The sequence below is a fragment of the Caulobacter sp. DMC95 genome (genome assembly GCF_056313785.1).
Genome location: NZ_JBQUZP010000002.1, coordinates 188,179 through 213,581, shown reverse-complemented (window position 1 = coordinate 213,581; position 25,403 = coordinate 188,179). Strand labels below are relative to the sequence as shown.

Sequence of the window (25,403 nt, the reverse complement as noted above, 5' to 3'; positions counted from 1 at the left end):
TCTCTCTGACAGGCGTTTGAAAGCTGTAGCAAAGGGGCCGGTGGGGGCCAAGCAACATGCGGTCAAAAACAGAACAAGGTTCGTCTCGGATGGGTTTGACGCGCGTCATGGTCGGAATTGCGGCGGGAGCGGCCTTGCTGGCCGGCCCGGCCGCCGCGCAAGCGCCCAGGGTCACGCCCTCGGGGCTGGAAGTGCCGCGCTACGTCTCGCTCAAATACGCCGAGGTCAACGCTCGCAACGGTCCGGATGAGGATCACCAGCTTCTGTGGGTCTATCACGCCAAGGGATTACCGGTTCAGGTGGTGGCCGAAACCCGCGAGTGGCGCCGGATCTGTGACCCGGAGGGCGGCTTGGCTTGGGTCCACAAGCGCACGACCGATGGCCGACGCTCGGCCATGCGGGTCCAGTCGACCAATCTTCCTCTGCTCAGCGCGCCGAAGGAAGGCGCCAAGGTCAATGCCTATCTGAAGGCCCGGTCGGTCGCCTCGCTGGAAAAGTGCGAAAAAGGGTGGTGCAGACTGCGGGCCGACGGATCGTCTGGCTGGGCTCGCGAAGGCGAGATCTGGGGTGCTGATCCCGCCGTCCAGTGTCGCAAGCGCTAGGGCGCGTTGGATCGCTTCGCGTAGGGAAACGTTGAGGCCTCACCCACCGCCGTGCTAGGGCGTGCGCCATGCAGAAGAACGCCTACACCTTCGAAGAACTCTTGGCCTGCGGCCGCGGCGAGATGTTCGGCCCCGGCAACGCCCAACTTCCCGCGCCACCGATGCTCATGTTCGACCGGATCGTCCGGATCGAGGCCGAGGGCGGCAAGTACGGCAAGGGCTACGTCGAAGCCGAGTTCGACATCAATTCGGACCTCTGGTTCTTCGACTGCCACTTCATCGGCGACCCCGTGATGCCCGGCTGCCTGGGCCTGGACGCCATGTGGCAGCTGGTCGGGTTTTTCCTGGGCTGGTCGGGCGGTCCTGGCCGCGGCCGGGCCCTGGGCGTTGGCGAAGTGAAATTCACGGGCCAGGTCACGCCCGACATCAAGAAGGTCGTCTACAAGATCGACCTGAAGCGTGTGATCATGCGCAAGCTGGTCATGGGCATCGCCGACGGCGTCCTGGAAGCCGACGGCAAGGTGATCTACGAAACCAGTGACCTGAAGGTTGGCCTGTTCACGCCCGAACAAATGGCTTGATCCGTTAGACGAGACCGGCCCTAGAGAGCTGGCCCCTGTCGGATCGTAGGGGGAGAAGAGGATTTAGAATATGCGTCGCGTCGTCGTCACCGGACTGGGGATCGTCTCGTCCATCGGCAACAACGCCCAAGAGGTCTTGGCCTCGCTGCGCGAAGCCAAGTCCGGCGTCATCGCCGCGCCGGAGTACGCCGAGCTCGGCTTCCGCTGCCAGGTCCACGCCGCGCCCCAAATCGAATGGGAGTCGCTGGTGGATCGCCGCGCGGCGCGCTTCCTGGCGCCCGGCACGGCCTATGCCCACATCGCCATGGAGCAGGCGATCACCGATTCCGGACTGTCGGAGACCGAGATCTCCCACGAGCGCACGGGCCTGATCGTCGGTTCGGGCGGCCCCTCGACCCGCGTCATCATCGACGCGGCGGCGATCACCAAGGAAAAGGGTCCCAAGCGGATCGGCCCGTTCGCCGTGCCCAAGGCCATGAGCTCGGGTCCGTCGGCGGTGCTTTCGACCTGGTTCAAGATCCGCGGCGTCAACTATTCGATCAGCTCGGCCTGTGCGACCAGCGCCCACTGCATCGGCGCGGCCGCCGAGCAGATCCAGATGGGCAAGCAGGACATCATCTTCGCGGGCGGCTGCGAGGAGCTGGACTGGAGCCTGTCGAACCTGTTCGACGCCATGGGCGCCATGAGCAGCAACTTCAATGACCGTCCGGCCGTGGCCAGCCGCGCCTACGACAAGAACCGCGACGGCTTCGTGATCGCCGGCGGCGCCGGGATCGTGGTGCTGGAAGAGTACGAACACGCCAAGGCGCGCGGGGCCAAGATCTACGGGGAAGTGGTTGGCTACGCGGCCAATTCCGACGGCTACGACATGGTTGCGCCGTCGGGCGAGGGCGCGGCGCGCTGCATGCGCCTGGCCATGGCAGAAGCGGGGAACCGCGCCATCGACTATCTGAATCCGCACGGCACTTCGACGCCGGTCGGCGACAGCAAGGAAATGGGCGCGGTGCGCGAGGTGTTCGGCGACAAGGCGCCGATGATCTCGTCGACTAAGTCGCTGACCGGGCATAGCCTGGGCGCCGCCGGCGCGCAGGAGGCGATCTACTCGATCCTGATGCTGAACAACGACTTCGCGGCCGAGAGCGCCAATATCGAGGAGCTCGACCCCGAATTCGCCGACCTGCCGATCCTGCGCCAGCGCGCCGACAAGCCGCTGGAGACGGTGATGTCCAACAGCTTCGGCTTTGGCGGCACCAACGGCACGCTGATCTTCAGCCGCGTCTAGAGCCGGCGGGCGTTGACCAGCGCCCGCGAGGCCTTCGACCTCTATCGCGCCGGGCGACGGGCCGAGGCGGCCGCCCTTTGTGAGCAATTGGCCGCCGACGCGCCGAGCGTCGAGGCCTGGCATCTGCTCGGCCTTTGCAGGCTGGAGTTGGGCCAGGTTGAAGCCGCGCTGATAGCCCTGGATGCGGGGCTGATCTTGGACCCTGCGCGTCCCGGTCTCCTATCGGCGAAAGCCTTGGCCCTGACCTCTCTGCGGCGCGACGGCGAGGCGGTGGTCGCGGCGCGCGCCGCCTTGGCGGTCGATCCCGACAATCCGCCGGTGTTTAACGCTCTGGCGGCTTCGCTTCAGCGGCTGGGCGGACTCGCCGAAGCCTTGGCGGCGATGGATCATGCTGTCGCTGCGGCCCCCCGCGAACCGACCTATCGCGCACATCGCGCCGCCCTGCTGACCCTGCTCAACCGGCCCGCCGACGCAGCGCATGACCTGGAGGCCGTGCTCGACTTGAACCCCAGTCATCCCCGTGTCGCCGGAGACCTGATGTGGGCCCGGCGCCAGACCTGCGACTGGCGGGAGGACGCGGCGCTGGACATGCTGGTCAAGGCGGACCTGAAGCTGGGGCGACCGGGCGTCGCGCCGTTCGCGGCCCTGGCCCTGTTCGACCTTCCCGTACTCCACCGCCGCTGCGCGGCGCTGTCCGCGCCGCCGCACATTGCGGCGCCGGTATGGCCGGTCAAACCGCCGGGTGATCGCATTCGGGTCGGCTACTTGTCTTCCGACTTGCACGAGCACGCGACGGCGCGGCTTCTGGCGGGGACTTTGGAGGCGCACGACCGCTCAAGGTTCGAGATCTATGCGGTCTCCTACGGGCCAGAAACGGGCGGAGCCATGCAAGCGCGGCTACGCGCCGCCTGTGAACACTGGATCGCGGCGCGCCGCCTGTCCGACGCTGAAATCGCTCTTAAGTGTCGTGATCTGGGCCTTGATATCGCAGTGGATCTCAAGGGCTACACCCAGGACGGTCGACCAGGGATTCTAGCGCACCGGGCAGCGCCCGTTCAGATCAGCTGGCTGGGCTATCCTGGCACGCTGGGCGCGCATGCCGATGTGGTCCTGGCGGACGCCGTGACGATTCCGCCGGGCGCAGAGGCGTATTGGTCTGAGGCGGTGGTGCGGCTGCCGCACTACCAGCCTAACGACGCTCTGGCGCCGGCCATACCGCCCCCTCGGCGCGGGGAGGTCGGCTTGCCCGAGGGCGCGCGCGTCTTCTGCTGCTTCAACAATCCGGCGAAGATCACGCCCGAGGTGTTCGCGACCTGGATGCAGATCCTGCGCGCCGCGCCGGACAGCGTGCTTTGGCTCTACGCCGGCGCGCCAGGCGCGGCGGATAACCTTCGAGCCTACGCGCGCGACGCAGGCGTGAGGCCGGATCGCCTGATTTTCGCCGATCCCGCGCCGCACGACCAGCATCTGGCCCGCCACTCCCTGGCGGACCTGGTGCTCGACACCTGGCCCTACGGAGCCCACACCACCGCCAGCGACGCGCTGCGCATGGGGGTTCCGGTTCTCACCCTGCCGGGAGAGAGTTTCGCCAGCCGGGTTGGGGCCAGTCTTCTGACCGCCATCAGCATGACCGACCTTATCGCGGCTTCGAAGGCCGACTATGTCGCCAAGGCCCTGGCCCTGGCGGCCGATCAGAGCCTCAAGTCCCGTGTGGCGGAGGCCGTCCGGCGCTCGACGCTCTTCGATCCCATCGCCTTCGCGCGGTCTCTGGAAGCCGCCTACACCGCGTTGGTCCGTCGCTGAAGGGTTCCGCAGGGCGACGGCGCCTGCTAACCAGCGGTCAACGATTTGCGAAAGAGGGCCCACCACATGGCCGACGATTACGCGTTCCCCAAGGGCGAGCTGATGCGGGGCAAGAAGGGCCTCGTCATGGGCGTGGCCAACCACAACTCGATCGCCTGGGGCATCGCCAGCCAGCTGGCCGCCCAGGGCGCCGAGATGGCCTTCACCTACCAGGGCGAGGAACTTGAGCGCCGCGTGCGCCCGCTGGCCGAGAGCATCGGCGTCAAGACGATGATCCCGTGCGACGTCACCGACGACGCCTCGATGGACGCGGCCTTCGCCGAGATCGAGAAGGCGTTCGGGACGATCGATTTCGTGGTCCACTCGGTTGCTTTCGCCAACAAGAATGAGCTGAAGGGCTCGTTCGTCGACAACACGACCCGCGAGGGGTTCCTGCTGGCCATGAACATCTCGGCTTTCAGCTTCGTGGACGTGGCCAAGCGCGCCAGCAAGATCATGCCGAACGGCGGTTCGCTGATCACCATGACCTATCTAGGGTCGGAGCGGACTATCCCGAACTACAACACCATGGGCGTGGCCAAGGCCGCGCTGGAAGCGTCGACCCGCTACATCGCCCGTGATCTGGGCCCGAAGGGCATCCGCTGTAACGCCATCTCGGCCGGCGCCATGCGCACCCTGGCCCTGGCGGGCATCGCCGGTGGTCGCGGCATGATCGCCCAAGGCCGTGCGTTCAGCGCGATGAAGGAAGACACCTCAATGGAAGGCGTCGCCGGTTGCGCTCTATGGTTGGCTTCGGATCTTGGCAAATCGACGACAGGCGAAGTCGTCCACGTCGACGCGGGTTTCCACATGATGGGCATGCCCGACGCCGAGGAGGCTTAGGCCCTCAGGCCTGCGCGCCTAAGGCGCGTAGGCCCGCATGAATCGTTCGGCCGCTTCGCGTGCGAGGCGGCCGAACTGTTCCTGGCTCTTGTCGGATGGCAAGCGCAGCAGGGACCGCAGCTGGCTGTGGCCCATGACCATGCCAGAGAAGAACTCCGCCGCTTGGTCGAAATCCTCCACCTTCATCCGGCCCAGGCGCGTCTCGGTCTCCAGGAACGCGGCTAGCTGCCGCCGCGCGTTCAGCGGCCCGGCCTCGAAGACTTCCTGGGCGATATCAGGCATTTCGCCCGAGCCCAGAACGATCACCCGCATCATCGAGTAGCTCTTGGTGGTGATCACCGTCTCCAGAACCGAGCGCGCATAGGCCTCGAGCGCCTCGGTCGGATTGTCGACCGCGCCGGGTTCGCGCAGCGAGGCGGTGATGCTCTCGACGCGCCGCTGCATCAGCGCCCGCATCAGTTCGGCCTTCGAGCCATAGTGGTTGTACACGGTCTGTTTGGAGACCCCGGCATGGCGGGCGATCGCCGCCATGGGCGCGGCCAGACCGCGCTCGCCCATCACCTCGACGGCCGCGTCCAGGATGGCCTCGGTCTTGGCGACATCGATCTGTCCGGGAATGCGGGGCATCTGGAAACTCCGGGCGTCAGTGGGCGTCGGACGGCGGGGGCGGGGCGTTCTTGACCGGCGACGCCAGCAACGACACCGCAGCGGCGATGAAGCAGCCGATCGCCAGCAGGGTGAAGCTGTCGCCAAAAGCCATCACGGTAGCCTGCTGTTGCATCATGCCGCTGACGGCTTTGCGCGCGGCGCCGGCGGGATCTGCGACGCCCAGCTGCATCATCCGCTCGGTCAGTCCGGCGATCATGCCGGCCGCGGGGCTGCCCTGGATCACCTTGGACGTCATGTCGTCGTAGTAGAGCGCGGTCTGTTGCGTGATCGAGGTGGCGAGCAGCGCAAGGCCGATCGCGCCGCCGGTGTTGCGCGACAGGTTCACCAGCCCGGAGGCGTTCTTGACCATGTGCGGGGGCAGGGTGCTCATCGTGATCTGCTGGGTGGCGATCATGGCGATCATGACCCCGACGCCGCGGCAAGCCTGAACGCCGGCGAACTCCCAGAAACCCCAATCCTTTGTCACGCCGTGAGCCATGTACATGCCAAAGCCGGCCAGCAGGAAGCCGATGCACATCGGGATACGCGGATCGGTCTTGCGCACGAGGCGTCCGGCGATCGGTCCTGTCAGGAACATCGACAGGCCGGATATGACCATGGTCGTACCGACTTCGGACGCCGAGTAGTGCCGCACCCGGCCCAGGAACTGCGGCAGCAGGAAGGTGCCGCCGAACAGGCTGGCCCCCGACACCGCCGTCATCAGCACGCCGACGGTGAAGTTACGATTGGAGAAGGCGCGCAGTTCAACGATCGGGTTGCGGTAGGTCATCTGCCGCCAGACGAACAAGATCCCGCCGAGCACCGCCACGACCGTCAGCCACAGGATCAGGCTGTCGGAGAACCAGTCCTCCTTGGCGCCTTCCTCCAGCACGTACTGCATGCTCATCAGGAAGACCGCCATCACGGCCAGTCCGAACCAGTCGAAGCCTTTTGCCAGGCTGGGGTCACCCTTGTCGAAATCGCCCCAGCGCGCCACGCCGAACAGCACGATCAGGCCCGTCGGCACGTTGATGAAGAACAGCCACCGCCAGCTTAGCCATTCGGTCAGGTGGCCGCCCAGCGTCGGACCAACGGTCGGCGCCAGCGTGACGATCAAGCCCATGATCACGCTGGCCGTCACCCGGCGCTCGGGGGGGAAAGCGGTGAACGCCGTGGCGAACACCGTCGGGATCATCGCGCCGCCGATGAAGCCCTGCAGGGCGCGGGTTATGATCATCATGTCGATCGAGGTCGACAGGCCCGTCAGCACGCTCATGACGATGAAGCCGGCGCAGGAGGCCAGGTAGAGCCTCTGCGTGCCCCAGAGGCGCGAGAGGTATCCCGACAGCGGGATCATCACGACCTCGGGGATCAGATAGGCGGTCTGAATCCAGCTGACCTGGTCGGTGCTGGCGCCGACCCCGGCCTGGATCTGGGGCAGAGACGCCGCCACGATCTGGATGTCCAAGATGGCCATGAACTGGCCAATGACCATGGCGCCAAAGCCGAGGAACAGCTTGGTCCAGTCGACCGGCGCCGTTGGTGCGCTGGCGGATGCTGTCTTGCCGAGCGCGTCGGCGGGGAGGGCGGCGTCGGCCATGGGTGTGTGGCCCCGACTAGCGGGCCGCGCCCTGTCGGGCCATCTGCGGCGTCATCTGCGCGGCTTCCGCGAATGAGAGGCCCGAGCGGTCGCGGACGTCGACCTTGATCTCGACCGAGAGGCCAGGACGCAGCGCCGCGCCGAGCTGGCTACGGTCGACGGCGATCTTCACCGGCAGGCGCTGGGTGATCTTGGTGAAGTTGCCCACAGCGTTCTCGACCGGAATGAGGGCGAACTCCTGGCCCGTCGCCGGGGCGAAGCTGTCGACCTTGCCGACGATCTTCTGCTTGCCGAACGCGTCGGCCTTGATCTCGACCGGCTGGCCGATCCGCAGGCGCGCGACCTGGGTTTCCTTGAAGTTGGCCACGACATAGGCTTGGCCCAGCGGCACCACCGACATCAGGGCGACGCCCGGCTGGACTAGCTGGCCTGGACGAACCGAGCGGGCGCCGACCACGCCGCCGACCGGCGCGCGAATGACAGTGCGCTCAAGGTCCAGCTTGGCTTGCTCGACAGCGGCATGGGCCGCGGCGGCTTGGGCCACGGCCTGGGCCTTGGCGGAGCCCAGCGATTGTGCGGCGCGCTTTTCCGCCTCCAGTGCGGCTTGAGCGCTGGCGACCCCGGCGGCGGTCTGGGTGGCCGCAGCCTTCGTGGTCTGGACCTTCTGTTGCGAGACCCAGCCCTGGCCTGCCAAGGCGTTGTAGCGGTCGAAGTCAGCCTTGGCCCGACTGGCGTCGGCCTGGGCGCTGGTCACGCCAGCGGCCTTCTGGGCGATCACGGCCAGCTCGAGACGGCTCTTGTCGTCAATCGAACGGACAGCGGCGTCGGCGGCGGCGGCGTTGGCGACCGCCTGATCGACTCTGGCCTGGAAGGTGGAGGGGTCGATCTTGGCCAGCACCTGACCCGGATCGACGCGCTGATTGTCGGTGACGAGAACCTCAGCGACATAGCCGGCCACCTGCGGGCTCACCTGCACGGTGTCGGCCTGCACGAACGCGTTGTCGGTGCTTTCGAAATGCTGCTTGTCCAGAAACCAGAGCGTTCCGCCAACCAGGACCGCGACCAGCGTCACGCCGCCCACGATCAGGGGAACCAGCTTCTTCTTCTCGGCCGCCATGCCCAGACCCTTGTCAAAAGACAACAAGCGCGCCGGATAGAAGGGTCTGGCGCGCGGTTCAAGGGATAAATGGACGCAGTCGTCCAAAAATCAACGCGCCCGACAGAGATTTCTCCTCTCAGGCCGCGCGACGCTCCCGGCCGTCTTCCGTGAGACGGAATTTCTGGACGAGGCGACCCAATTGGCGAGCCTCGTTCGACAGGGCGTGACTGGCCGCCGTGCTTTGCTCAACCATGGCCGCGTTTTGCTGGGTGGCCTGATCCATCTGGTTCACGGCGGTGTTGACCTGATGCAGTCCCGTGGCCTGCTCGTTGGCCGAGGCGGCGATCTCCGCGACAATGCGATTGAGATCCTGCACGCCGGCGATGATGCGGTGCAAAGCTTGCCCGGTTTCGCCAACCAGACTGACGCCTTCATTAACTTGGTTGGTCGAGTTCGAGATGAGAGTCTTGATCTCCTTGGCGGCTTCAGCCGAGCGCTGAGCCAGGGCGCGCACCTCCTGAGCGACCACCGCAAACCCCTTTCCGGCGTCGCCTGCACGCGCGGCTTCGACGCCCGCATTCAGGGCCAGAAGGTTCGTCTGGAACGCGATTTCGTCGATGACGCCGATAATCGCCCCGATCTCATGGGAACTGGCCTCGATCTGGCCCATGGCGGCCACGGCGCGCTCCACGACCTCGCCGCCCTTCTCGGCGTCCTGGCGAGCGGACTCGACGTTTCGGCGGGCGCTACCCGCGCCCTCGGCGGTCTTTCGGACCGTGACGGTGATCTCGTCCAGGGCGGCGGCCGTCTCCTCAAGGCTGGCGGCCTGTTGTTCGGTGCGTCGCGCCAGGTTGTCGGCGGCCTGACTGATTTCACCCGAGCTTCCCTGGATCCCGCTCACCGCGCCATTGATGACCGCCATCGTCTGGCTCAGCTGGTCCATCGCCGCGTTGAAATCGGCCTGCAGCTTCCGATAGGCGGCCGGAAACGCCTCATGTAGCCGGAAGGTCAGGTCGCCCGCCGCAAGGGCTTCCAGCCCTTCGCCCACGCGCCCAACGACAATGGTCTGCTCGCGCGCATTGTTGTGCCGCTCGGCCTCCGTCAGCTCGCGGGTTCGCTCGACCTCGGCGCGTTGTTCGGCCGCGACCCCTTCCAGACGCTGCTTCTCGATCGCGGCTTCTTTGAACGTGAGCACGGCGGCCGCCATCCCACCGATTTCATCCTTGCGGCCGACCGCAGGGACTTCGACGCTATTGTCGCCACCTGCGAGGCGGCGCATGGCGGCGGTCATAGCCGTAACGGGCGCTGCGATGCTGTTGGCGAGCAACCAGCCCATCAGGCCGGCGATCCCAACGGCCAGGGCGCCGCCGACTACCAGCACCATCAGGCCGCTCTGGAACGCGCGCTGTTGGCTGACCTGTCTCGCCGCCAGCTCCGCAGTCTCGATCTCGTCGATTTCCTTCATGACCTTCCGCGTGGCGGTAAGTCGACCTGTGGTGAGGATTTCCTGACGCGCCATCTCCAGCGTCGCGGGATCCTTTGCATGGGCGATCTGTAGCTTCATCTCGTCGTGAAACACCGCGACGGCGGCGGCCAGCTTGTCCAACCGGGCCAGCTGCGCCTCAGACTCAGCGTTGTCGCGAAGCTTGGCGTACTCAGACTGATAGGCTTGAACCTGCTTGTCCTGCTTCTCCAGGAACGAAGGATCGAGGCTGGCGACATAGCCCCGTACGGCGTTCTGCTGTTCGACCAGAGCCGCCAGGGTCTGGTTCAGGGTGTTGACCTTGGCGTGACTGCGTTCGTTCGCGGCGGTCGCTGTCTGGATCGAGAGGAGGCTCGCGCCGACGAAGCCGCCCGCAGCGATGACAGCCGCGACCAGAATGGCGAAGGCCAAGACCAGTTTGTGAGCAACCTTGAGATTAGACATGAGAAAGCCTCCGACGCGAAGTCGGGCTTAGGTTGCATTGCTAAGGTTAACAAACATCAAGGGAACAATCGAGGCCTAGTATCCCGGCTCCATCGCACCGCCGGATGAAGCAAAAATTGCCGTAAGGTATTGATTATAAATAATTTGCGGCGATTTGACGCAGAATTCCCAAAATCGATGCTCTACTCAGTGAATACTATCCGTAGTCGGATGATTATGGGCGGCGGCGTACGCTGACCTGCGACACCGCGCCACAATTTCCACTTGCGTCGGAATCACGACAGATTAAAAGCCGCTCCCCATCGCAACCAAGGGTTCGGGAGCGCGTATCTCCTCCGGCGTGTGTCCGCCGATCTCGCCTATTGGCTGCAGGAGGTTCTCGTGAAGTCTTCGTCTCCGATCGGCCAAACGCCGCTCGACATGCTCCGTCCGGTCTTGTGGATGGCCGCCGTCGCTTTCGTGGCGGGCTTTGGCGGCTACTTGGTGCTGGGCCTGCGGACCATGCGTCCGCTGATCAACTAGACCCCGGTCGACCCGAAGCCTCCGGCGCCCCGCTGGGTGGCGTCCAAGTCGTCGACCTCGACCAGAGTCCACTGCGGCGCGGCGGCGATGACGCCCTGGGCGATGCGGTCGCCCCGGCGGATGGTGAAGTCTTCCTCGCCCAGATTGATCAGCAAGACGCAGACCTGACCGCGATAGTCGCTGTCTACGGTGCCCGGCGCATTGACCACCGTCAAACCGTTCTTGAGCGCCAACCCCGACCGTGGGCGCACCTGCATTTCATAGCCGTCGGGGATCGCCACCGAAAAGCCGGTGGGCGCCATGCAACGTGCGCCCGGTTTCAGGACGATCGGCGCGTCTTCCGGCACGGAGGCCCGCAGGTCGAAACCGGCCGCTCCGGCCGTCGCGTAGGCGGGGACTGGCAGGTCGGAATTGCCTTCCCAGCGCTTGAAGCGGATGGCGAGACCAGCGGGAATGGCGGACATGCGAGGCTCCTCGAAGGGGTCGCCCCGGCTGTAGCTGATTTGCCGCCTATCCTGAAGGCTAAGCCAGGACCTCTGCGATCCGGGCAGCGATCTGAGCTGCGACACGATCCTTTGCGGCGCGCTCCCAGCGTTCCGTTCCAGATTTTGTCACCAGCAACACCGCGTTCTCACCGCCGCCCATGACGCCGAGCTCTGTCACGTCGTTGGCGATGATCCAGTCGCAGCCCTTGCGCGCGAGCTTGGCGCGGGCGTGTTCCTCGACATGGTCGGTCTCGGCGGCGAAGCCGACGACCAGTCGTGGCCGGTGTGGGCCTGACGCAGACAGGGTCGCCAGGATGTCAGGGTTTTCCACGAAGGTCAGGGCGGGAGGGCCGCCCTTCTCCTTCTTCAATTTGCTGCCGAAGGCTTCGTCGACTCGCCAATCGGCGACGGCTGCGACAAACACGCCGACATCAGCAGGAAGTGCGGCCTGGCTGGCGGCCAGCATCTGCCGGGCGGTCTCGACATCCACCCTGCGGACGCCGGGCGGCGTCGGCAAGGCGACGGGACCCGCGACGAGGGTCACCTCAGCGCCGAGCCTGGCCAAGGCCTCGGCGATCGCGAAGCCTTGCTTTCCGCTTGAGCGGTTGGTGATTCCGCGCACCGGATCGATGGGCTCAAATGTCGGGCCGGCGGTGACGAGCGCACGCTTGCCTTGGAGCGGGCGAGCAGCGGGCCCCTCCAACGCGGCCATGATAGCGGCGAAGACTTCCTCGGGCTCTTCCAGACGGCCGGGACCGAACTCGCCGCACGCCATCGCGCCGTCCGCAGGTCCCACGAAGGTCACGCCATCGGCCTTGAGCGTTGCGATGTTGCGCTGAGTAGCGGGATGCAACCACATGCGCACGTTCATCGCGGGCGCCATCAGCACAGGCTTGTCGGTCGCCAGCAGGGTGGTGGAGGCCAGATCGCCCGCCAGGCCGTTCGCCGCCTTGGCGATCAGGTCGGCGGTGGCCGGTGCGACGACCACCAGATCGGCCGACCGCGACAGTTCAATATGGCCCATCTCGTGTTCGTCCGTGAGCGAGAACAGGTCCTGATAAACCTTGTCCTCGGCCAGGGCCGCGAGAGAGAGTGGTGTGACAAACTCGGCGCCGGCCTTCGTCAGGATGGGCCGTACGGCGACGCCGGCCTTGCGCAGAAGTCGGGTTAGCAGCAGCGCCTTGTAGGCCGCCACGCCGCCGCCGACGATCAGAAGAACCCGCTTCTCGCCCACGTTCCGCTCCGCGCTCTGCTCGAACGGTTCAGCACATGCCCATCCGCGCCGCAAAGCGCCAGAGGCAATCGCGACGGGAAAAAGAGACTCGACTCGCGTTCCGCTTTCGTTCATTAAACGCATGGGTAGAGCAATGGGGCATTTACGATCATGAAGGTTATCAATCAAGCATCGACCGGCGCCCTGGCGATGCTCCTCCTGTTGGCGCTAGCGGCCTGCGACAGCGGCGCGTCAGCGGTCAAGGCCCCGACCGGCGGCGACCGCGCTTCGGCCGACGCCGGGGCCGCCCCTGTCGCCGGCGTGAATGGGGAAAGCCGCCGGGATGATCCCCGAGACGCGCCGGTCAAGTTGATCGCCGGCAAGCCGTACTGGGCCGCTAACCGCACGCGCTCGGCCGATGAGAACGCCCAACGATCCTTCGAGCGAAACGGCGCCACCTTTTCCGCAAAGTCGGTTGATGACTATGTCTCGAAGACCCACGCCTTCGTCAGCGATCCGCCCAAAGGCGCGGAGACCTTGAAGCGCGCGAATGGCGACCTTTTGATCTACGATCCGAAGGGAAACATTTTTGCGGTGGTGTCGCGCGAAGGCGCGCCGCGCACGATGTTCAAGCCCGATGAGGGCGGCGCCTATTGGGACGAGCAGAAGGCCCGCGAAGCTCGCCGAACGTCTGCGTCGAAGGCGCGTGGTCGGGATCAGGCTGAGGGTTAGCGCGCCGCGCGATCGTTTGTGATGTCTCGGAGAGATTACGATGGATGTACGGATTGTCCCGTCCGCCGCGCTTCGCGACCCGAACGCCATCGAGCTGGCGCGGATCTGGACCGCGGAGCGCGGGCTACATTGCTCGCTGAAGTGCGGTCTCTACGCCGACCAAGGGGTCGTGATGGAGACCACAGCCTGGGGCGTCATCCTCGCTGACATGGCTGGCCATGTCGCCGATGCGCTCTGCGCCGAGGGTATGGGTCCACGGGCGGCGCTGTATGACGCGATCGTCGGCAGCTTCAGTATCGAGGCGATGATGCCGACTGCGCAGCGAACGGCAGACAAGCCCGTTGGGCTGGCCTGAAGGGCTACCGGGCCAGCAGCACGCCCGTGACGAACGCCGCACCTGCGGTTGCCGCCCCAACGAGGAACCAGATCAGCGGCCAGGTATGCGGTCGCTCGGCGATCACGGGCTCGGGCGGAGGCGCGTCGGCCAGGCGGGCCAACGCTCTGATGGCGCGCAAGGCCTCGTCAGCGAAATCGCGCGCCTTGGCGGCGGGCGAAAGCTCGCGGCCGATCCAGCGTCGCACCACGGGATCTGCAGCAGCCCACAGGTCGTGAGTCGGATCGATGCGGCGGGCGACGCCCTCCACCGTGACCATGGTCTTCTGCAACAAGACCAGCTCGGGACGCAGCGCCATGTCGAACAGAGCGGTGATTTCGAACAGTTGGGCCAGAAGACGACCCATCGACACCTCGCGAGCATTGCGCCCGAAAACCGGTTCGCCGACCGCTCGCAAGGCCTGGGCGAAGGCGTCCATGTCCTGGTGGGCGGGCACATAGCCAGCGTCGAAATGGATCTTGGCCACGCGCGCATAGTCGCGATTGAGAAAGCCGTAGAGGATCTCGGCCAGATAGCGTCGTTCGCCAGGTCCGAGCCGGCCGACAATGCCATAGTCCACGGCGGTGATGGCCGATGGGGCGGCCACGAACAGGTTGCCCTCGTGAAGGTCAGCGTGGAACAGCCCATGATCCAGGGCCTGGGCCAGGAACCCTCGCGTGACGTTCTCGGCCAGCGCCTTGCGGTCCAGGCCTGGCAGATTCAGTGCGGCGGGGTCGGAGAGAGGCGCGCCTTCCGCCCATGTCAGGGTCAGGACACGCTTGCCCACGCCTTCCCAGCAGACGGCGGGGGCTCGCATGTAGGGATCCTTGGCCATGGCCTCGCCCAGTTCGGCGCAACCGGCGGCCTCAAAGCGCAGGTCCATCTCAAGGTCGAGCGCGCGGATCACGACCTCGACAAACTCTGTCGGACGCAAGCGGCGCGAGGCGGGCGCGAGGGCTTCGGCGAGACGTGCTGCGAGACGCAAAACCGCGCTGTCGCGGGCCACCTGTCGCTCGACGCCGGGGCGCAGGACCTTGACCGCCACCTTACGGCCATCGATCAGCGCCGCGGGGTGGGCCTGAGCCAGAGAAGCGGCGGCGACGGGCTCGCCGATCTCGGCGAAGATCTCGTCGTGCGGCTTGCCGAGGTTGCGGGCGATCTCGGCCTTGGCGACGCTCAGCGGAAAAGCCGGCAGTCGGTCCTTGAGGCGCGAGAGGTCCTCGGCGAAGGCCGCGCCAAAGATGTCGGCCCGGGTCGACAGGAATTGGCCCATCTTGATCGCGGCCGGGCCCTGTCGCTCCAACACCGCCGCCAGCCGTTCTCCGGGGCGTCCCTTACGCGCCGCCGAGCCAGCGAAGAGGCGTAAGACGCGCCCCGCCAGCTTGGCGCCGGTGGGGAGCAGCGGCTCTAGTTCGCGGGGGATCAGGGCGTCCGCCCGAACCAGGGCCCAGCCCGCCCCAGTCAGACGCCAGAAGGCTTCAAGCGTCGCCACGATCCTAGATCGCCCAGCCCTGATGCAGGGCCGCGACGCCGCCGGTGAAATTGGTGAAGGTCACCCGCTTGAAGCCTGCGGCCTCGATCATGCTCGCGAAGGTCCGCTGGTCGGGGAAGCGTCGGATGCTTTCCACCAGGTATTGGTAGGCGTCGCGGTCCTTGGCCACCCATTCGCCGACCTGCGGGATCACCTTGAAGCTGTAGGCGTCGTAGGCCTTGGCCAGCGGCTCGGTCACGGGGCGCGAGAACTCCAGGCATAGGAAGCGGCCGCCCGGCTTTAGGACGCGCCGCGCTTCGCGCAAGGCCGCGTCGATATCGGTCACGTTGCGGATACCGAACGAGATCACATAGGCGTCGGCATAGGCGTCTGGCAGCGGCAGGCGCTGGGCGTCGCCGACGGTCCAGGTGATTTCCGGCTCACCGCCGCGCTCGATGCCGGCCATGATCATCTCGGCGTTGTAGTCGACGATGTTGATCGTCGCATCGGGGCCGCCGCGGCGTTCCTGCGCCTTTCGCGCCATCTTGGCGAAGCGGCGCGCCATGTCGCCGGTGCCGCCGGCGCAGTCGATGATCACTTCGCCCGGCTGCGGGTTGAGGCGCGCAGCCACTGCGTCCTTCCACAGCCGGTGGACGCCGCCGCTCATCAGGTCGTTCATGATGTCATAGTTCTTGGCGACGCGGTCGAAGACCCCGCGCACCAGACCCGCCTTCTGCGAGGCGTCGACATCCTTGAAACCGAAGCTGGCGGAGGTGTTGCTCATGACGTCTTTGGGCCGGGCTTTCTGTATGTAGGTCCGCTATTAGCTCGCGACACGCCCGCCGTCATCCGCCGAAGGTTCCCCGTGCCCGAATTGCCCGAAGTCGAGACTGTCCGCAGAGGCCTGGAGCCCGTCCTGGCCGGCGCGCGTCTCTCCAGCGTCCGCGCCAATCGGCCCGACCTTCGGTTCCCGTTGCCTGAAGGCTTCGTGCAGCGGCTGACGGGCGCGCGAATCCTGCGCCTGGATCGCCGCGCCAAGTACATCCTGGCCCCGCTCGACCGGGGCGACACGCTCGTCATGCACCTGGGCATGACCGGCCGCTTCGAGATCGCGGCTCCGGAAGGGACCGTGCGGCCCGGCGACTTCGCCCGCGAGATTACGCCCGACGACAAGCACGCCCACGTCGTGTTCCAGACGGAAGACGGCGCGACGATCACCTATTTCGACCCGCGCCGTTTCGGCTTCATGGACCTGATCCCGACCGACCGCGTGATCCATCACCCGTGGTTCGCGACCATGGGGCCGGAGCCCCTGGGCGAGGGTTTCGACGTTCGCACGCTCGAAAAGGCGTTCGCCAACCGCAAGCAGGGTCCCAAGACCCTGCTTCTGGACCAGCGTACGGTCGCGGGTTTGGGCAACATCTATGTCTGCGAGGCTCTGCACCGGTCCGGCATCTCGCCCTTCAAGCCGTCGGGCGCCATCGCGAAGAAGCGGCTGACGCCGCTGACCGCCGCGATCAAGGACGTCCTGGCCGAGGCCGTCGAGGTGGGCGGTTCCACGCTGAAGGATTTCGCCGCCGCCGACGGTGCGCTGGGCTATTTCCAGCATCGTTTTCGGGTCTACGACCGCGAGGGCGAGCCTTGCCCGACCTCTGGCTGCAAGGGCGTGATCGCCCGCGAGGTCCAGGCGGGGCGGTCGACGTTCTATTGCCCCGTCTGTCAGCGCTGAGCGCCGCCGGCGTCAGACTCTCAGATCGGCCGTGACCGGCGCGTGATCGCTGGGGCGTTCCCATTCGCGGACATCGTCGTGGACGCGCGACGAGACCTTGCCGTCGAGGATCGCGGCCTCGCGCAGGGCGGGGCTGGCCAGGATGTGGTCCAGCCGCAGGCCGCGATTGGACTTGCGGAAGTCGGCGGCGCGATAGCTCCACCAGGAGAACAGCTTTTCCGGCTCCGGGGTCGCCAGGCGCGGCAGGTCCAGCAGGTCCATCGACTTCATCAGCGCGTCGAAGGCTTCCAGCTCCGGCGGCGTATGGCTGACCACCTTGAGCATCTGCCGGTGGCTCCAGACGTCGTTCTCGCCGGGCGCAATGTTCAGGTCGCCGGTGACGATCAGCGGATCCTTCGGATCGCGCCGCCTTAGCGCGGCGGTGAGCGTCTCGTAGAAATCCAGCTTGTGGTCGAACTTCGGATTGGCGACACGGTCAGGCGTATCGCCGCCCGCCGGGATGTAGAAGTTCTGAATCTCGACGCCGGCCACCTTGACCGCCACGCAGCGCGCATGGCCCTCGCGGCAGTTCATCAGCGTCGGGACGTCCTCGATCGGCAGGCGCGAGGCGATGGCGACACCGTGCCAGCCCTTCTGGCCGGCGATCTTCAGGTGCGGCAGACCCATGGCCTCGAAGGCTTCCCGCGGGAATTCGGCCTCCTGGCACTTGATCTCCTGCATGCAGAGCACGTCGGGCGCCTGTTCGTCGACGAAGCGGGCGGCCTGCTCGGCGCGCAGGCGGACGGAGTTGACGTTCCAGGTGGCGATACGGAGGCGCATGGCGTCGCTCTAGCGCGGTTTCGAAGGACCGGAAAGAAAAACGCCCAGACGCATCGAGCGCCTGGGCGAAAGTCTAGTCTCTCATGCCGCCGCCGGGAGGGGATAGGATCCGGCACGGTTCGCGAGGGGCGGGTCGGTCGCCCATCGCCATGCGTGTTAAATATGCCACGTCCTAATTTTTAGTCAAGTGGCGACGCGGTTGATTGTTGCCTGTTGTGAGAATGTCACAAATTGATCCGGCTAGGGTTTGCCGACCTTCCGGCGGGGATCGGTGAGCACGAACAGTTTGGGATCAAGATCGGCCGTCTCGGCGAAGTCGCTCAGGCGGACGCGGATTTGGCCGCCCTTGATGTCGGTGACCGTCCAGCCCATCAGCGCGGTGGGGCCATTGGAAAAGTCGATCGAGATCCGGCCCAGAGCCTGGCGCTTGGCGTCCTGCGCCACGATCGTGAAGCCGTCGGCCAGCGGCCGCACGTCGGTGATCACCACGCCGCGATCCAGGCGGACTTCGCGGGCCAGAAGCAGGTTCAGCGGCGTCTTGCTGAGCGGATAGCTCTCATAGGTCTTCAGCCGGCTATCGAAGATGTTGACGTTGTTGCCGTTGGACACGACTAGCAGGCCAGCCGGCGGGTCATAGGCGAAACGGGCCTTGCCAGGCCGCTGCAGGTAGAAGGTTCCCTGCGTCTGGGTTCCGCGCTGATCTGTCTGCACAAAGCGGCCCTTGGCCGAGGACAGGCCCTGGATATAGGCGGTGGCCTTGTCCAGCAGCGCCTTCTGCTCGGCGGAAAGCTTGGCCGGAACGGGAGCGGTCGAGCCCTGGGCCCAGGCGGGCGTGACCAAGGCGGGCGAGGCGAGGGCGGCGGCGAGGCCGGCCGCCAGGAGGATACGGCGTGTCGTCATCTGGACTCCTTAGCCCCTAGCTTGGCCCGCGCGAAGGCGGCCGCAAGGCCATTTTCCGGCGGCCCGATGAAGCCGCGTTCAGGTTGGGAGCGTCCGAAACGCCCTTGTCCTGCTCCAGGTTGCCTCACAGCGGTGGGGGCGGCGGCGCGAGGATCTCGCGCTTGCCGGCGTGGTTGGCGGCGCCGACGACGCCCTCCTTCTCCATCCGCTCCATCAGCGAGGCCGCCCGATTGTAGCCGATCTGCAGGCGGCGCTGGATGTAGCTGGTCGAAGCCTTGCGGTCGCGGGTGACCACGGCCACGGCGTGGTCGTAGAGATCGTTGGCCCCGCCCTCGCCCGAGAACGCGCCCTCGATCGCCTCTTCCTGCTCCTCGTCGCCGCCGGCGGTGACTTCCTCCAGGTACTGCGGGATGCCCTGGTCGCGCAGGAACTTGGCCACGGCCTCCACCTCGCCGTCCGACACGAACGGACCGTGCAGGCGGGTGATGCGGCCGCCGCCGGCCATGTAGAGCATGTCGCCCTGGCCCAGCAGCTGCTCGGCGCCCTGTTCGCCCAGGATGGTGCGGGCGTCGATCTTCGACGTGACCTGGAAGCTGATCCGCGTCGGGAAGTTGGCCTTGATGGTGCCGGTGATGACGTCGACCGACGGGCGCTGGGTGGCCATGATCAGGTGGATGCCGGCGGCGCGGGCCATCTGGGCCAGGCGCTGCACGGCGCCCTCGATGTCCTTGCCGGCCACCATCATCAGGTCGGCCACCTCGTCGATGACCACGACGAGATACGGCATCGGCTCGGGCCGGATCTGCTCGGTTTCGTAGATCGGCCGGCCGGCGTCGTCGAAGCCGGTCTGGACCGTGCGCTCGAAATGCTCGCCCTTGGCGGCGGCCTCATTGGCCTTCTCATTATAGCCGCCGATATTGCGCACGCCGATCTTGGACATGCGGCGATAGCGGTCCTCCATCTCGCGAACCGTCCACTTCAGGGCCACGACGGCCTTCTTCGGGTCGGTCACGACGGGGGCCAGCAGGTGCGGAATGCCGTCATAGACGCTCAGTTCCAGCATCTTGGGGTCGACCATGATGAAGCGGCACTTTTCGGGCGGCAGCTTGTACAGGATCGACAGGATCATGGCGTTGACGCCGACCGACTTGCCCGAGCCGGTGGTGCCGGCGATCAGCAGGTGGGGCATCTTGGCGAGGTCGGCGATGTAGGGCTCGCCGCCGATCGTTTCGCCTAGCGCCATCGGCAGGATCTGGCTGGCCTTCTCGTAGTCGGCGCTCGACAACAGGTCGCGCAGATAGACGGTCTCGCGGCGCTGGTTGGGCATTTCGATGCCGATGGCGTTGCGGCCCTGGGCCACCGCGACGCGGCACGAGATCACGCTCATCGAGCGGGCGATGTCGTCGGCCAGGGCCACGACGCGGGCGGTCTTCACGCCCGGGGCTGGCACCAGCTCGTACATGGTGACCACGGGGCCGGGGCGGATCTGGTCGATTTGGCCTTTAACCCCAAACTCGGCCAGCACGCTTTCCAACAGGCGCGCGTTTTGGCGCAGCGCTGCGGCGTCCACCTCGGACGAGCGGGGCTTGGACTTGGCCAGCATGGCCAGTTCCGGCAGCTGGAAGCCCGCGTCCTCCTCGAAGTCGAAGGCCTTCTGCTGCTCGCGCGCCTCGCGGCCGGATTCCTTGACCGGAGCCTTGGGCTTGGCGATGGCCATGGGGCGGGCGTCGAGGCTGTCCTCGAAGTCGTCCTCGTCATCCTGCACCGGCGGCGGGGTATAGGCGCGTTGGGCCGGCGCGGGCTGCGACGTGGCGATCGGGGTCTCGTCGTCTTCGGCCTCCAGCGGCGGCAAGCGGCCCGTGCGCTTCGGCGCGGCCTCGGGCTTTTCACGCTTGGCGCGGACCGGCTTGGCGACCGGCGCAGGCTCAGGTTCCGGCTCGGGACGGGCGCGCGGCTGCAGCGCATGGCTGACCGCAGCATGGATCGCGTCGGGATCGACCTCCCGCACCCCGATCGCGAAGCCAAGCGCGACGATGGCGGCGATCCCGAACAGGACGGCGGCGATGATCGTCGCGCCGGGGATGTGGGCGAAGCGCAGGACGGCGGCCACCATGTGCAGCAGCGAGTCGCCCCAGAAGCCGCCGAGGCCCTTTTCCAGTTGCCAGATGGCGGGCGGGGGCGGGGCGGCCAGCACGGCCGACAGGGCCAAGAGGCCCAGCGCCCCGACCAGCGCCCGCTGGCGCAGGTCCTTACGGTCGGCGTCCGGGTCGGCCTGGGCCACGCGCGTGACGCCGAACACCAGCATCAAGAGGGCGATGCCCCAGGCCGACAGGCCCAGGGACTGCATCAGGACGTCGGAAATCGCCGCGCCCACGCCGCCCAGGGCGTTGCGGGCGGGCTCGTCGGTGACGGCGTTGAAGCTCGGATCGGTGGCGTTGTAGGTGGCGATGGCCAGCAGCAGCACCGCTCCGACCACGGTGACGATCCCGCCCCGGAATCGGGCCGTCCAGGGCTGGACCCAACCATAACGGATCGCATCCCAAAGGAGCTCCGTCGTGGATCGCCGCGCGGCTCGCGCCATGAAAAGTCTCCGAACTCAACGTCGTATCTCGGGACCGGCGGGGCCGGTCGAACCGCCATGTTGTGCCTCAAGACCGTTAAGGGCTGTTTACGACGTCCGTTAGGACGGCGGTCACGACGTCACGGGGTCCAGAAGTTCTCCCTTTCCCTTGATGAGGAAGGGCCGGGGATGGGGTGACAGCTGAGGCGGCGACGGTGCGCGGCATTTGGCGCTGTGCTCACCCCCCCCCTACCCCTCCCCATCAAGGGGAGGGGCGCGTTTTATCCGCTTCACACGATCGCTCGCTGAAGGTCTGGAAAGGGACGCGGAGCGCCGGACGTCCGTCCGGAGGCAATGGATAAATACCGTTTCGACGAAGCTCGACGCCCCGCGCAGCCGTTATCCGGAAGCGTGATCCCGCGACGCTGTTGGCGCCTCGAAACCCTTGAAGCCTCCGGCGGGCGGGTCGGGCCGCGAAGCCTGATCCCGGACAGACGCTTTTCAGCGTCCCTGTCGCTCTCGCCAGCCGATGTCCAACGTCGTTTCTGTGTTCCAGGGTCGACCACCGCCAGATGAACATCGTTGCGGAGTGTCCCCCGCGCCGGCGAGCGCGCCCGCTCAACCGCCCCCCGCCGCCGCAAATGGTCGCTGGCCACGCGCCCTTCCTCGCGACGAGGTGAGATCATTGTGCGGGCGGTTTGGCGTGTGATGCGTCGATTTTGGATGAGCCCGTCGCTTGGCGGGCTAAGGTGTTGATTGCGTTGGCGGCGGCTGGCCTAGCCCCCCGCGAGATGGCGGGGATTGGGGGCTGCGAAGCGGACGTCTGTAGCTTCCGGAATGGGTGGTGAGCGGATCAAATCCTCCCCCTAGCGGGGGAGGTGTCGGCGAAGCCGACGGAGGGGGAAGAAGCCGGCTCAGCAGGACTTCCCCCTCCGGCCTTCGGCCTCCTCCCCCTCTCGGGGGAGGATTTTCCAAACGTCCGCTCAGGGTCGATAGCCGTCTGGGGCGCGGCCGCATAAAGCCGACCTCTCGTCAGCCGCTAAGCCGCCTCGAACGCCAGCGGACCGCCCCAGAAGCTCTGGACCAGGCCGTTTTGCGGACCCGGCGTTCCGGTGGTCAGGAACACGCGCCCGCCGCCCGTGCCCACGTCATATTCAGGGTGACGCTCCAGATAGAGCGCCAGGCCCTCGGCGGTGGCCGCCGGCTGCTGGATCAGCGGCGTGCCGGCCGGCAGGGCGGCGCGGAAGACATCGGCGATGATCTCGTAGTGGGTGCAGCCCAGCACGACGCGGTCGGGATAGCGGCCGATGCGGGTCTTCAGCGCCTGCACGTGAGCCTCCACAGCCTTGGCGATCTCGACGACGCTGGCGTCGCCCTCAATCAGCGGGACCAGTTCCGGGCAGGCCTCGGAGAACACCGCCAGGTCCTGTTTGCGCTTGTCGATCTCGATCTCATAGACGCGCGAGCGCACGGTGGCCTGGGTGGCGAAGACGCCCAGGATGTCCAGGGCCTGGACCATCTCGCCGCGGCGCTCGGCCTCGTGCTCCCAGGGCAGGCCCGTGGCCTTCTCGATGGTCGGCACGATGATGCCGAGGATGTTGACCGGACGACCGATCTCTTTGCGATAGGTCGGTAGCCAGGTCTGCTGCAGGCGGCGCAGGGCGATGGCTGACGCCGTATTACAGGCCAAAACGACCAGGCTGGCGCCGCGCTCGAACAGGCGCACGCAGCCAGCCTTGGTCAGCTCGACGATGTCCTCGCCGGTCCGCACGCCGTAGGGCGCGTTGGCCTGGTCCGCCAGATAAGTGAAGTCCGCCTGGGGCAGACGTTGCACGAGGGCGCGGTGGACCGAGAGGCCGCCCACGCCAGAGTCAAAGACGCCGATCATGGGCCAAGCTTTAGACGCCAAACCCCCCGCCGTCCACGTACGGGCCGTTCCGGAAAGAAGGTTACGGTCCTGTCATGTGACAGGCCGCTCGCCCATATCCTAGAGTCAGGTCCATACTTCCTCCGGAGATGTTCCGTGCAACGTCGTACGTTTCTCGCCGCCACCGCCGCCGCCGGCGCGATGGCCGCCATCAACCCCAGCCTCGCTCTGGCGGAGACCATGAATCCTCTGACCCAGAAATGGAGCGGCCCCTTCGGCGGCGTCCCCGCCTTCGACAAGGTCAAGGTGGCTGATTTCAAGCCGGCGCTCGAGGCGGCGATGGCCAAGAACCTGGCCGAGATCGACGCGATCACCGCCAACACGGCCGCGCCGACCTTCGAAAACACCATCGCGGCGCTGGAAGACGCCGGGCGCCTGCTCAATGACGTCCAGACCTACTACGGCATCTGGGGCTCGAACATGAGCAGCCCGGAGTTCCAGAAGGTCGAGGAGGCGATGGATCCGGCGCTGTCGGCCCACTACGACAAGATCAACCAGAACGCTGCGCTCTTCGCCCGGATTCAGGCCGTCTATGACTCGCCCGATAAGGCCAAGCTGACGCCCGAGCAGCAGCGCGTGCTGTGGATCTACTACACCAACTTCGTGCGCTCAGGCGCCAAGCTGTCGCCCGAGGCCAAGGCCCGGGTCGGTGCGATCAACACTGAGCTAGCGGGCCTCTACACCAAGTTCAGCCAGAACCTCTTGGCCGACGAGAACACCTGGATCGAGCTCTCCGAAGCCGATCTGGTCGGTCTTCCCGAGGGCCTCAAGGCCGCCGCCGCCTCGAACGCCGCGACGCGCAAGCTTCCGGGCAAGCACGTGATCGTCAACACCCGCTCCAGCGTCGATCCCTTCCTGACCGAGTCGCCGGTGCGGGCCGCGCGCGAGAAGGTCTGGCGCTCCTTCGTCAATCGTGGCGACAACGGCGGGGCGACCGACAACAACGCCATCATTCGCAAGATCCTGAAGCTGCGCGTCGAGCGGGCCAAGCTCCTGGGCTACAAGACTCACGCCCACTGGCGCCTTGAGAACGCCATGGCCAAGACGCCGGAAAACGCCATGGCGCTGATGGAGGCGGTCTGGAAGCCGGCCATCGCCCAGGTGGCCATCGACGTCGCCGACATGCAGGCGATCATCGACAAGGAAGGGGGCGGCTTCAAGCTGGAGCCTTGGGACTACCGCTTCTACGCCGAGAAGGTGCGCAAGGCGAAGTACGACCTCGATATGAACGAGGTGAAGCCGTACCTGCAGCTGGACAAGCTGCGCGAGGGGATGTTCTGGGCCTCGGGCCAGCTCTACGGCTTCGAATTCAAGAAGCTGGAGGGCATTCCCGTCTTCCACGAGGACGTCACGGTCTATGAGGTGACCCGCGGCGGCAAGCATGTGGGCCTATGGTACTTTGACCCCTACGCCCGCCCCGGCAAGCGCTCGGGCGCGTGGATGAACGCCTACCGCACCCAGGAGCGGTTCAAGGGTGACGTCACCACGATCGTCTCGAACAACTCCAACTTCATCAAGGGCAAGCCCGGCGAGCCGGTGCTGATCTCGTGGGACGACGCGGTCACGCTGTTCCACGAGTTCGGCCACGCGATCCATGGCCTGAACGCCAATGCGACCTATCCATCGGTGTCGGGCACGGCGGTCGCGCGCGACTATGTCGAGTTCCCCAGCCAGCTGAACGAGCACTGGCTGTCGACGCCGCAGGTGCTGAACCAGTTCGCTCTGCACTACCAGACTGGCAAGCCGATCCCGGCGGACCTCGTCAAGAAGATCGAGGCCGCCGGCAAGTTCGGCCAGGGCTTTGGCACCACTGAGTATCTGGCCAGCGCCCTGATCGACATGAAGCTGCATCTGGCCGGCGACGTCGACATCGATCCCGACGCGTTCGAGCGCGAGGAGCTGGCCAAGCTGAACATGCCCAAAGAGATCGTCATGCGGCACCGCACGCCGCAGTTCGGCCACGTGTTCTCGGGCGACGGCTATTCGGCCGGATATTACAGCTATCTGTGGTCCGACACCCTGACCGCCGACGCCGCCGAGGCTTTTGCCGAGGCGCCGGGCGGCTTCTACGACAAGGCCGTCGCCAAGCGCCTCTACGAGGACATCATGTCGAAGGGCAACACGATCGATCCGGTCGAGCAGTTCCGCGCCTTCCGGGGCCGGGACGTCAAGATCGGCGCGTTGATGCGCAAGCGCGGCTTCCCGGTTCCGCCGGGGGCCTAAGGCAGATCCCCTAGCCCTTCTCCTG

At 66.4% G+C, this 25,403-nt stretch carries 21 protein-coding genes and 3 pseudogenes; 11 read left to right on the top strand and 13 right to left on the bottom strand.

Going from position 1 to position 25,403, the window contains the following annotated elements:
• The first annotated feature begins 56 nt into the window (after window positions 1-56).
• The 5 genes from ACT53N_RS04940 to ACT53N_RS04920 all read left to right on the top strand — a co-directional run bounded on the left by ACT53N_RS04940 (window position 57) and on the right by ACT53N_RS04920 (window position 5,150).
• Complete coding sequence (locus ACT53N_RS04940; RefSeq protein ID WP_476062853.1) at window positions 57-602, top strand: SH3 domain-containing protein; 546 nt, start codon at window positions 57-59, stop codon at window positions 600-602.
• A 68-nt stretch (window positions 603-670) separates the two neighbouring features.
• On the top strand, window positions 671-1,183 hold the full coding sequence (gene fabA / locus ACT53N_RS04935) for a 3-hydroxyacyl-[acyl-carrier-protein] dehydratase FabA (RefSeq protein WP_476062852.1): 513 nt from the start codon (window positions 671-673) through the stop codon (window positions 1,181-1,183).
• Window positions 1,184-1,253: 70 nt separating this feature from the next.
• Window positions 1,254-2,465: a beta-ketoacyl-ACP synthase I gene (gene fabB / locus ACT53N_RS04930; RefSeq protein WP_476062851.1), complete on the top strand. Its 1,212-nt coding sequence runs from the start codon at window positions 1,254-1,256 to the stop codon at window positions 2,463-2,465.
• A gap of 12 nt (window positions 2,466-2,477) precedes the next feature.
• On the top strand, window positions 2,478-4,268 hold the full coding sequence (locus ACT53N_RS04925) for an O-linked N-acetylglucosamine transferase, SPINDLY family protein (RefSeq protein WP_476062850.1): 1,791 nt from the start codon (window positions 2,478-2,480) through the stop codon (window positions 4,266-4,268).
• A gap of 66 nt (window positions 4,269-4,334) precedes the next feature.
• Window positions 4,335-5,150, top strand: coding sequence for an enoyl-ACP reductase FabI (locus tag ACT53N_RS04920; protein WP_096053013.1), 816 nt, complete (start codon window positions 4,335-4,337; stop codon window positions 5,148-5,150).
• A gap of 18 nt (window positions 5,151-5,168) precedes the next feature.
• Here ACT53N_RS04920 and ACT53N_RS04915 read toward each other — a convergent pair whose 3' ends face one another.
• From ACT53N_RS04915 to ACT53N_RS04900, 4 genes are all read right to left on the bottom strand, one after another.
• The gene (locus ACT53N_RS04915; protein ID WP_476062849.1) at window positions 5,169-5,777 is read right to left on the bottom strand and encodes a TetR/AcrR family transcriptional regulator; all 609 of its coding nucleotides are present in this window, start codon (window positions 5,775-5,777) and stop codon (window positions 5,169-5,171) included.
• Between the two features lie 16 nt (window positions 5,778-5,793).
• Complete coding sequence (locus tag ACT53N_RS04910) at window positions 5,794-7,398, bottom strand: DHA2 family efflux MFS transporter permease subunit (RefSeq protein ID WP_476062848.1); 1,605 nt, start codon at window positions 7,396-7,398, stop codon at window positions 5,794-5,796.
• Between the two features lie 16 nt (window positions 7,399-7,414).
• A complete protein-coding gene (locus tag ACT53N_RS04905; RefSeq protein ID WP_476063393.1) occupies window positions 7,415-8,521 on the bottom strand; it encodes an HlyD family secretion protein in 1,107 nt (368 codons plus the stop codon).
• 112 nt (window positions 8,522-8,633) lie between these two features.
• A complete protein-coding gene (locus tag ACT53N_RS04900) occupies window positions 8,634-10,424 on the bottom strand; it encodes a methyl-accepting chemotaxis protein (protein WP_476062847.1) in 1,791 nt (596 codons plus the stop codon).
• Window positions 10,425-10,805: 381 nt separating this feature from the next.
• Between ACT53N_RS04900 and ACT53N_RS04895 the strand changes: the two genes are divergently transcribed.
• Window positions 10,806-10,946 (top strand): hypothetical protein, encoded by a 141-nt coding sequence (locus tag ACT53N_RS04895; protein ID WP_476062846.1) that lies wholly within the window; start codon window positions 10,806-10,808, stop codon window positions 10,944-10,946.
• On the opposite strand, the gene dut is transcribed toward ACT53N_RS04895, so the two are convergent.
• Both dut and coaBC read right to left on the bottom strand, forming a co-directional pair.
• Window positions 10,943-11,410, bottom strand: a complete 468-nt coding sequence (gene dut, locus ACT53N_RS04890; protein WP_476062845.1) for a dUTP diphosphatase — start codon at window positions 11,408-11,410, stop codon at window positions 10,943-10,945. The genes ACT53N_RS04895 and dut overlap by 4 nt on opposite strands.
• Window positions 11,411-11,468: 58 nt before the next feature.
• Window positions 11,469-12,665, bottom strand: coding sequence for a bifunctional phosphopantothenoylcysteine decarboxylase/phosphopantothenate--cysteine ligase CoaBC (gene coaBC, locus ACT53N_RS04885; RefSeq protein ID WP_476062844.1), 1,197 nt, complete (start codon window positions 12,663-12,665; stop codon window positions 11,469-11,471).
• 150 nt (window positions 12,666-12,815) lie between these two features.
• Here coaBC and ACT53N_RS04880 point away from each other — a divergent pair, with 150 nt between their 5' ends.
• Complete coding sequence (locus ACT53N_RS04880) at window positions 12,816-13,376, top strand: hypothetical protein (protein ID WP_476062843.1); 561 nt, start codon at window positions 12,816-12,818, stop codon at window positions 13,374-13,376.
• Between the two features lie 40 nt (window positions 13,377-13,416).
• The gene (locus ACT53N_RS04875; protein ID WP_476062842.1) at window positions 13,417-13,731 is read left to right on the top strand and encodes a DUF5076 domain-containing protein; all 315 of its coding nucleotides are present in this window, start codon (window positions 13,417-13,419) and stop codon (window positions 13,729-13,731) included.
• Window positions 13,732-13,735: 4 nt separating this feature from the next.
• On the opposite strand, the gene ubiB is transcribed toward ACT53N_RS04875, so the two are convergent.
• Both ubiB and ACT53N_RS04865 read right to left on the bottom strand, forming a co-directional pair.
• Entirely contained in the window at window positions 13,736-15,241 is a 1,506-nt protein-coding gene (ubiB, locus tag ACT53N_RS04870; RefSeq protein ID WP_476062841.1) for a 2-polyprenylphenol 6-hydroxylase, read from the bottom strand.
• 4 nt (window positions 15,242-15,245) lie between these two features.
• Entirely contained in the window at window positions 15,246-16,004 is a 759-nt protein-coding gene (locus tag ACT53N_RS04865) for a class I SAM-dependent methyltransferase (protein WP_476062840.1), read from the bottom strand.
• Between the two features lie 81 nt (window positions 16,005-16,085).
• On the opposite strand from ACT53N_RS04865, the gene mutM reads away from it, so the two are divergent.
• Complete coding sequence (gene mutM, locus ACT53N_RS04860; protein WP_476062839.1) at window positions 16,086-16,949, top strand: bifunctional DNA-formamidopyrimidine glycosylase/DNA-(apurinic or apyrimidinic site) lyase; 864 nt, start codon at window positions 16,086-16,088, stop codon at window positions 16,947-16,949.
• 12 nt (window positions 16,950-16,961) lie between these two features.
• Here the strand turns inward: mutM and xth are convergent, their stop codons facing one another.
• From xth to ACT53N_RS04845, 3 genes and pseudogenes are all read right to left on the bottom strand, one after another.
• Window positions 16,962-17,768: an exodeoxyribonuclease III gene (gene xth, locus ACT53N_RS04855; RefSeq protein WP_476062838.1), complete on the bottom strand. Its 807-nt coding sequence runs from the start codon at window positions 17,766-17,768 to the stop codon at window positions 16,962-16,964.
• Between the two features lie 240 nt (window positions 17,769-18,008).
• Complete coding sequence (locus tag ACT53N_RS04850) at window positions 18,009-18,668, bottom strand: outer membrane lipoprotein carrier protein LolA (RefSeq protein ID WP_476062837.1); 660 nt, start codon at window positions 18,666-18,668, stop codon at window positions 18,009-18,011.
• A gap of 124 nt (window positions 18,669-18,792) precedes the next feature.
• Window positions 18,793-21,268 (bottom strand): annotated as a pseudogene (locus ACT53N_RS04845) (FtsK/SpoIIIE family DNA translocase).
• 273 nt (window positions 21,269-21,541) lie between these two features.
• On the opposite strand from ACT53N_RS04845, the pseudogene ACT53N_RS04840 reads away from it, so the two are divergent.
• Window positions 21,542-21,640: pseudogene (locus ACT53N_RS04840) on the top strand (hypothetical protein); the annotation flags it as partial.
• A gap of 444 nt (window positions 21,641-22,084) precedes the next feature.
• Here the strand turns inward: ACT53N_RS04840 and ACT53N_RS04835 are convergent.
• A pseudogene (locus ACT53N_RS04835) lies at window positions 22,085-22,225 on the bottom strand (hypothetical protein); the annotation flags it as partial.
• Window positions 22,226-22,267: 42 nt separating this feature from the next.
• Window positions 22,268-23,116 carry a glutamate racemase gene (locus tag ACT53N_RS04830; protein WP_476062836.1) on the bottom strand — a complete coding sequence of 283 codons (849 nt, stop codon included), beginning with the start codon at window positions 23,114-23,116 and terminating at the stop codon, window positions 22,268-22,270.
• Between the two features lie 135 nt (window positions 23,117-23,251).
• Between ACT53N_RS04830 and ACT53N_RS04825 the strand changes: the two genes are divergently transcribed.
• Window positions 23,252-25,378: a M3 family metallopeptidase gene (locus ACT53N_RS04825; protein WP_476062835.1), complete on the top strand. Its 2,127-nt coding sequence runs from the start codon at window positions 23,252-23,254 to the stop codon at window positions 25,376-25,378.
• Window positions 25,379-25,403: the final 25 nt, after the last annotated feature.

Coding starts and splice junctions, on each gene's coding strand:
- ACT53N_RS04865 (WP_476062840.1), bottom strand. CDS start 16,004: ATGAGCAACACCTCCGCCAGCTTCGGTTTCAAGGATGTCGACGCCTCG.
- ACT53N_RS04875 (WP_476062842.1), top strand. CDS start 13,417: ATGGATGTACGGATTGTCCCGTCCGCCGCGCTTCGCGACCCGAACGCC.
- ACT53N_RS04915 (WP_476062849.1), bottom strand. CDS start 5,777: ATGCCCCGCATTCCCGGACAGATCGATGTCGCCAAGACCGAGGCCATC.
- ACT53N_RS04940 (WP_476062853.1), top strand. CDS start 57: ATGCGGTCAAAAACAGAACAAGGTTCGTCTCGGATGGGTTTGACGCGC.
- dut (WP_476062845.1), bottom strand. CDS start 11,410: ATGTCCGCCATTCCCGCTGGTCTCGCCATCCGCTTCAAGCGCTGGGAA.
- fabB (WP_476062851.1), top strand. CDS start 1,254: ATGCGTCGCGTCGTCGTCACCGGACTGGGGATCGTCTCGTCCATCGGC.
- ACT53N_RS04910 (WP_476062848.1), bottom strand. CDS start 7,398: ATGGCCGACGCCGCCCTCCCCGCCGACGCGCTCGGCAAGACAGCATCC.
- ACT53N_RS04880 (WP_476062843.1), top strand. CDS start 12,816: ATGAAGGTTATCAATCAAGCATCGACCGGCGCCCTGGCGATGCTCCTC.
- fabA (WP_476062852.1), top strand. CDS start 671: ATGCAGAAGAACGCCTACACCTTCGAAGAACTCTTGGCCTGCGGCCGC.
- ACT53N_RS04900 (WP_476062847.1), bottom strand. CDS start 10,424: ATGTCTAATCTCAAGGTTGCTCACAAACTGGTCTTGGCCTTCGCCATT.
- ACT53N_RS04850 (WP_476062837.1), bottom strand. CDS start 18,668: ATGACGACACGCCGTATCCTCCTGGCGGCCGGCCTCGCCGCCGCCCTC.
- ACT53N_RS04830 (WP_476062836.1), bottom strand. CDS start 23,116: ATGATCGGCGTCTTTGACTCTGGCGTGGGCGGCCTCTCGGTCCACCGC.
- xth (WP_476062838.1), bottom strand. CDS start 17,768: ATGCGCCTCCGTATCGCCACCTGGAACGTCAACTCCGTCCGCCTGCGC.
- ACT53N_RS04920 (WP_096053013.1), top strand. CDS start 4,335: ATGGCCGACGATTACGCGTTCCCCAAGGGCGAGCTGATGCGGGGCAAG.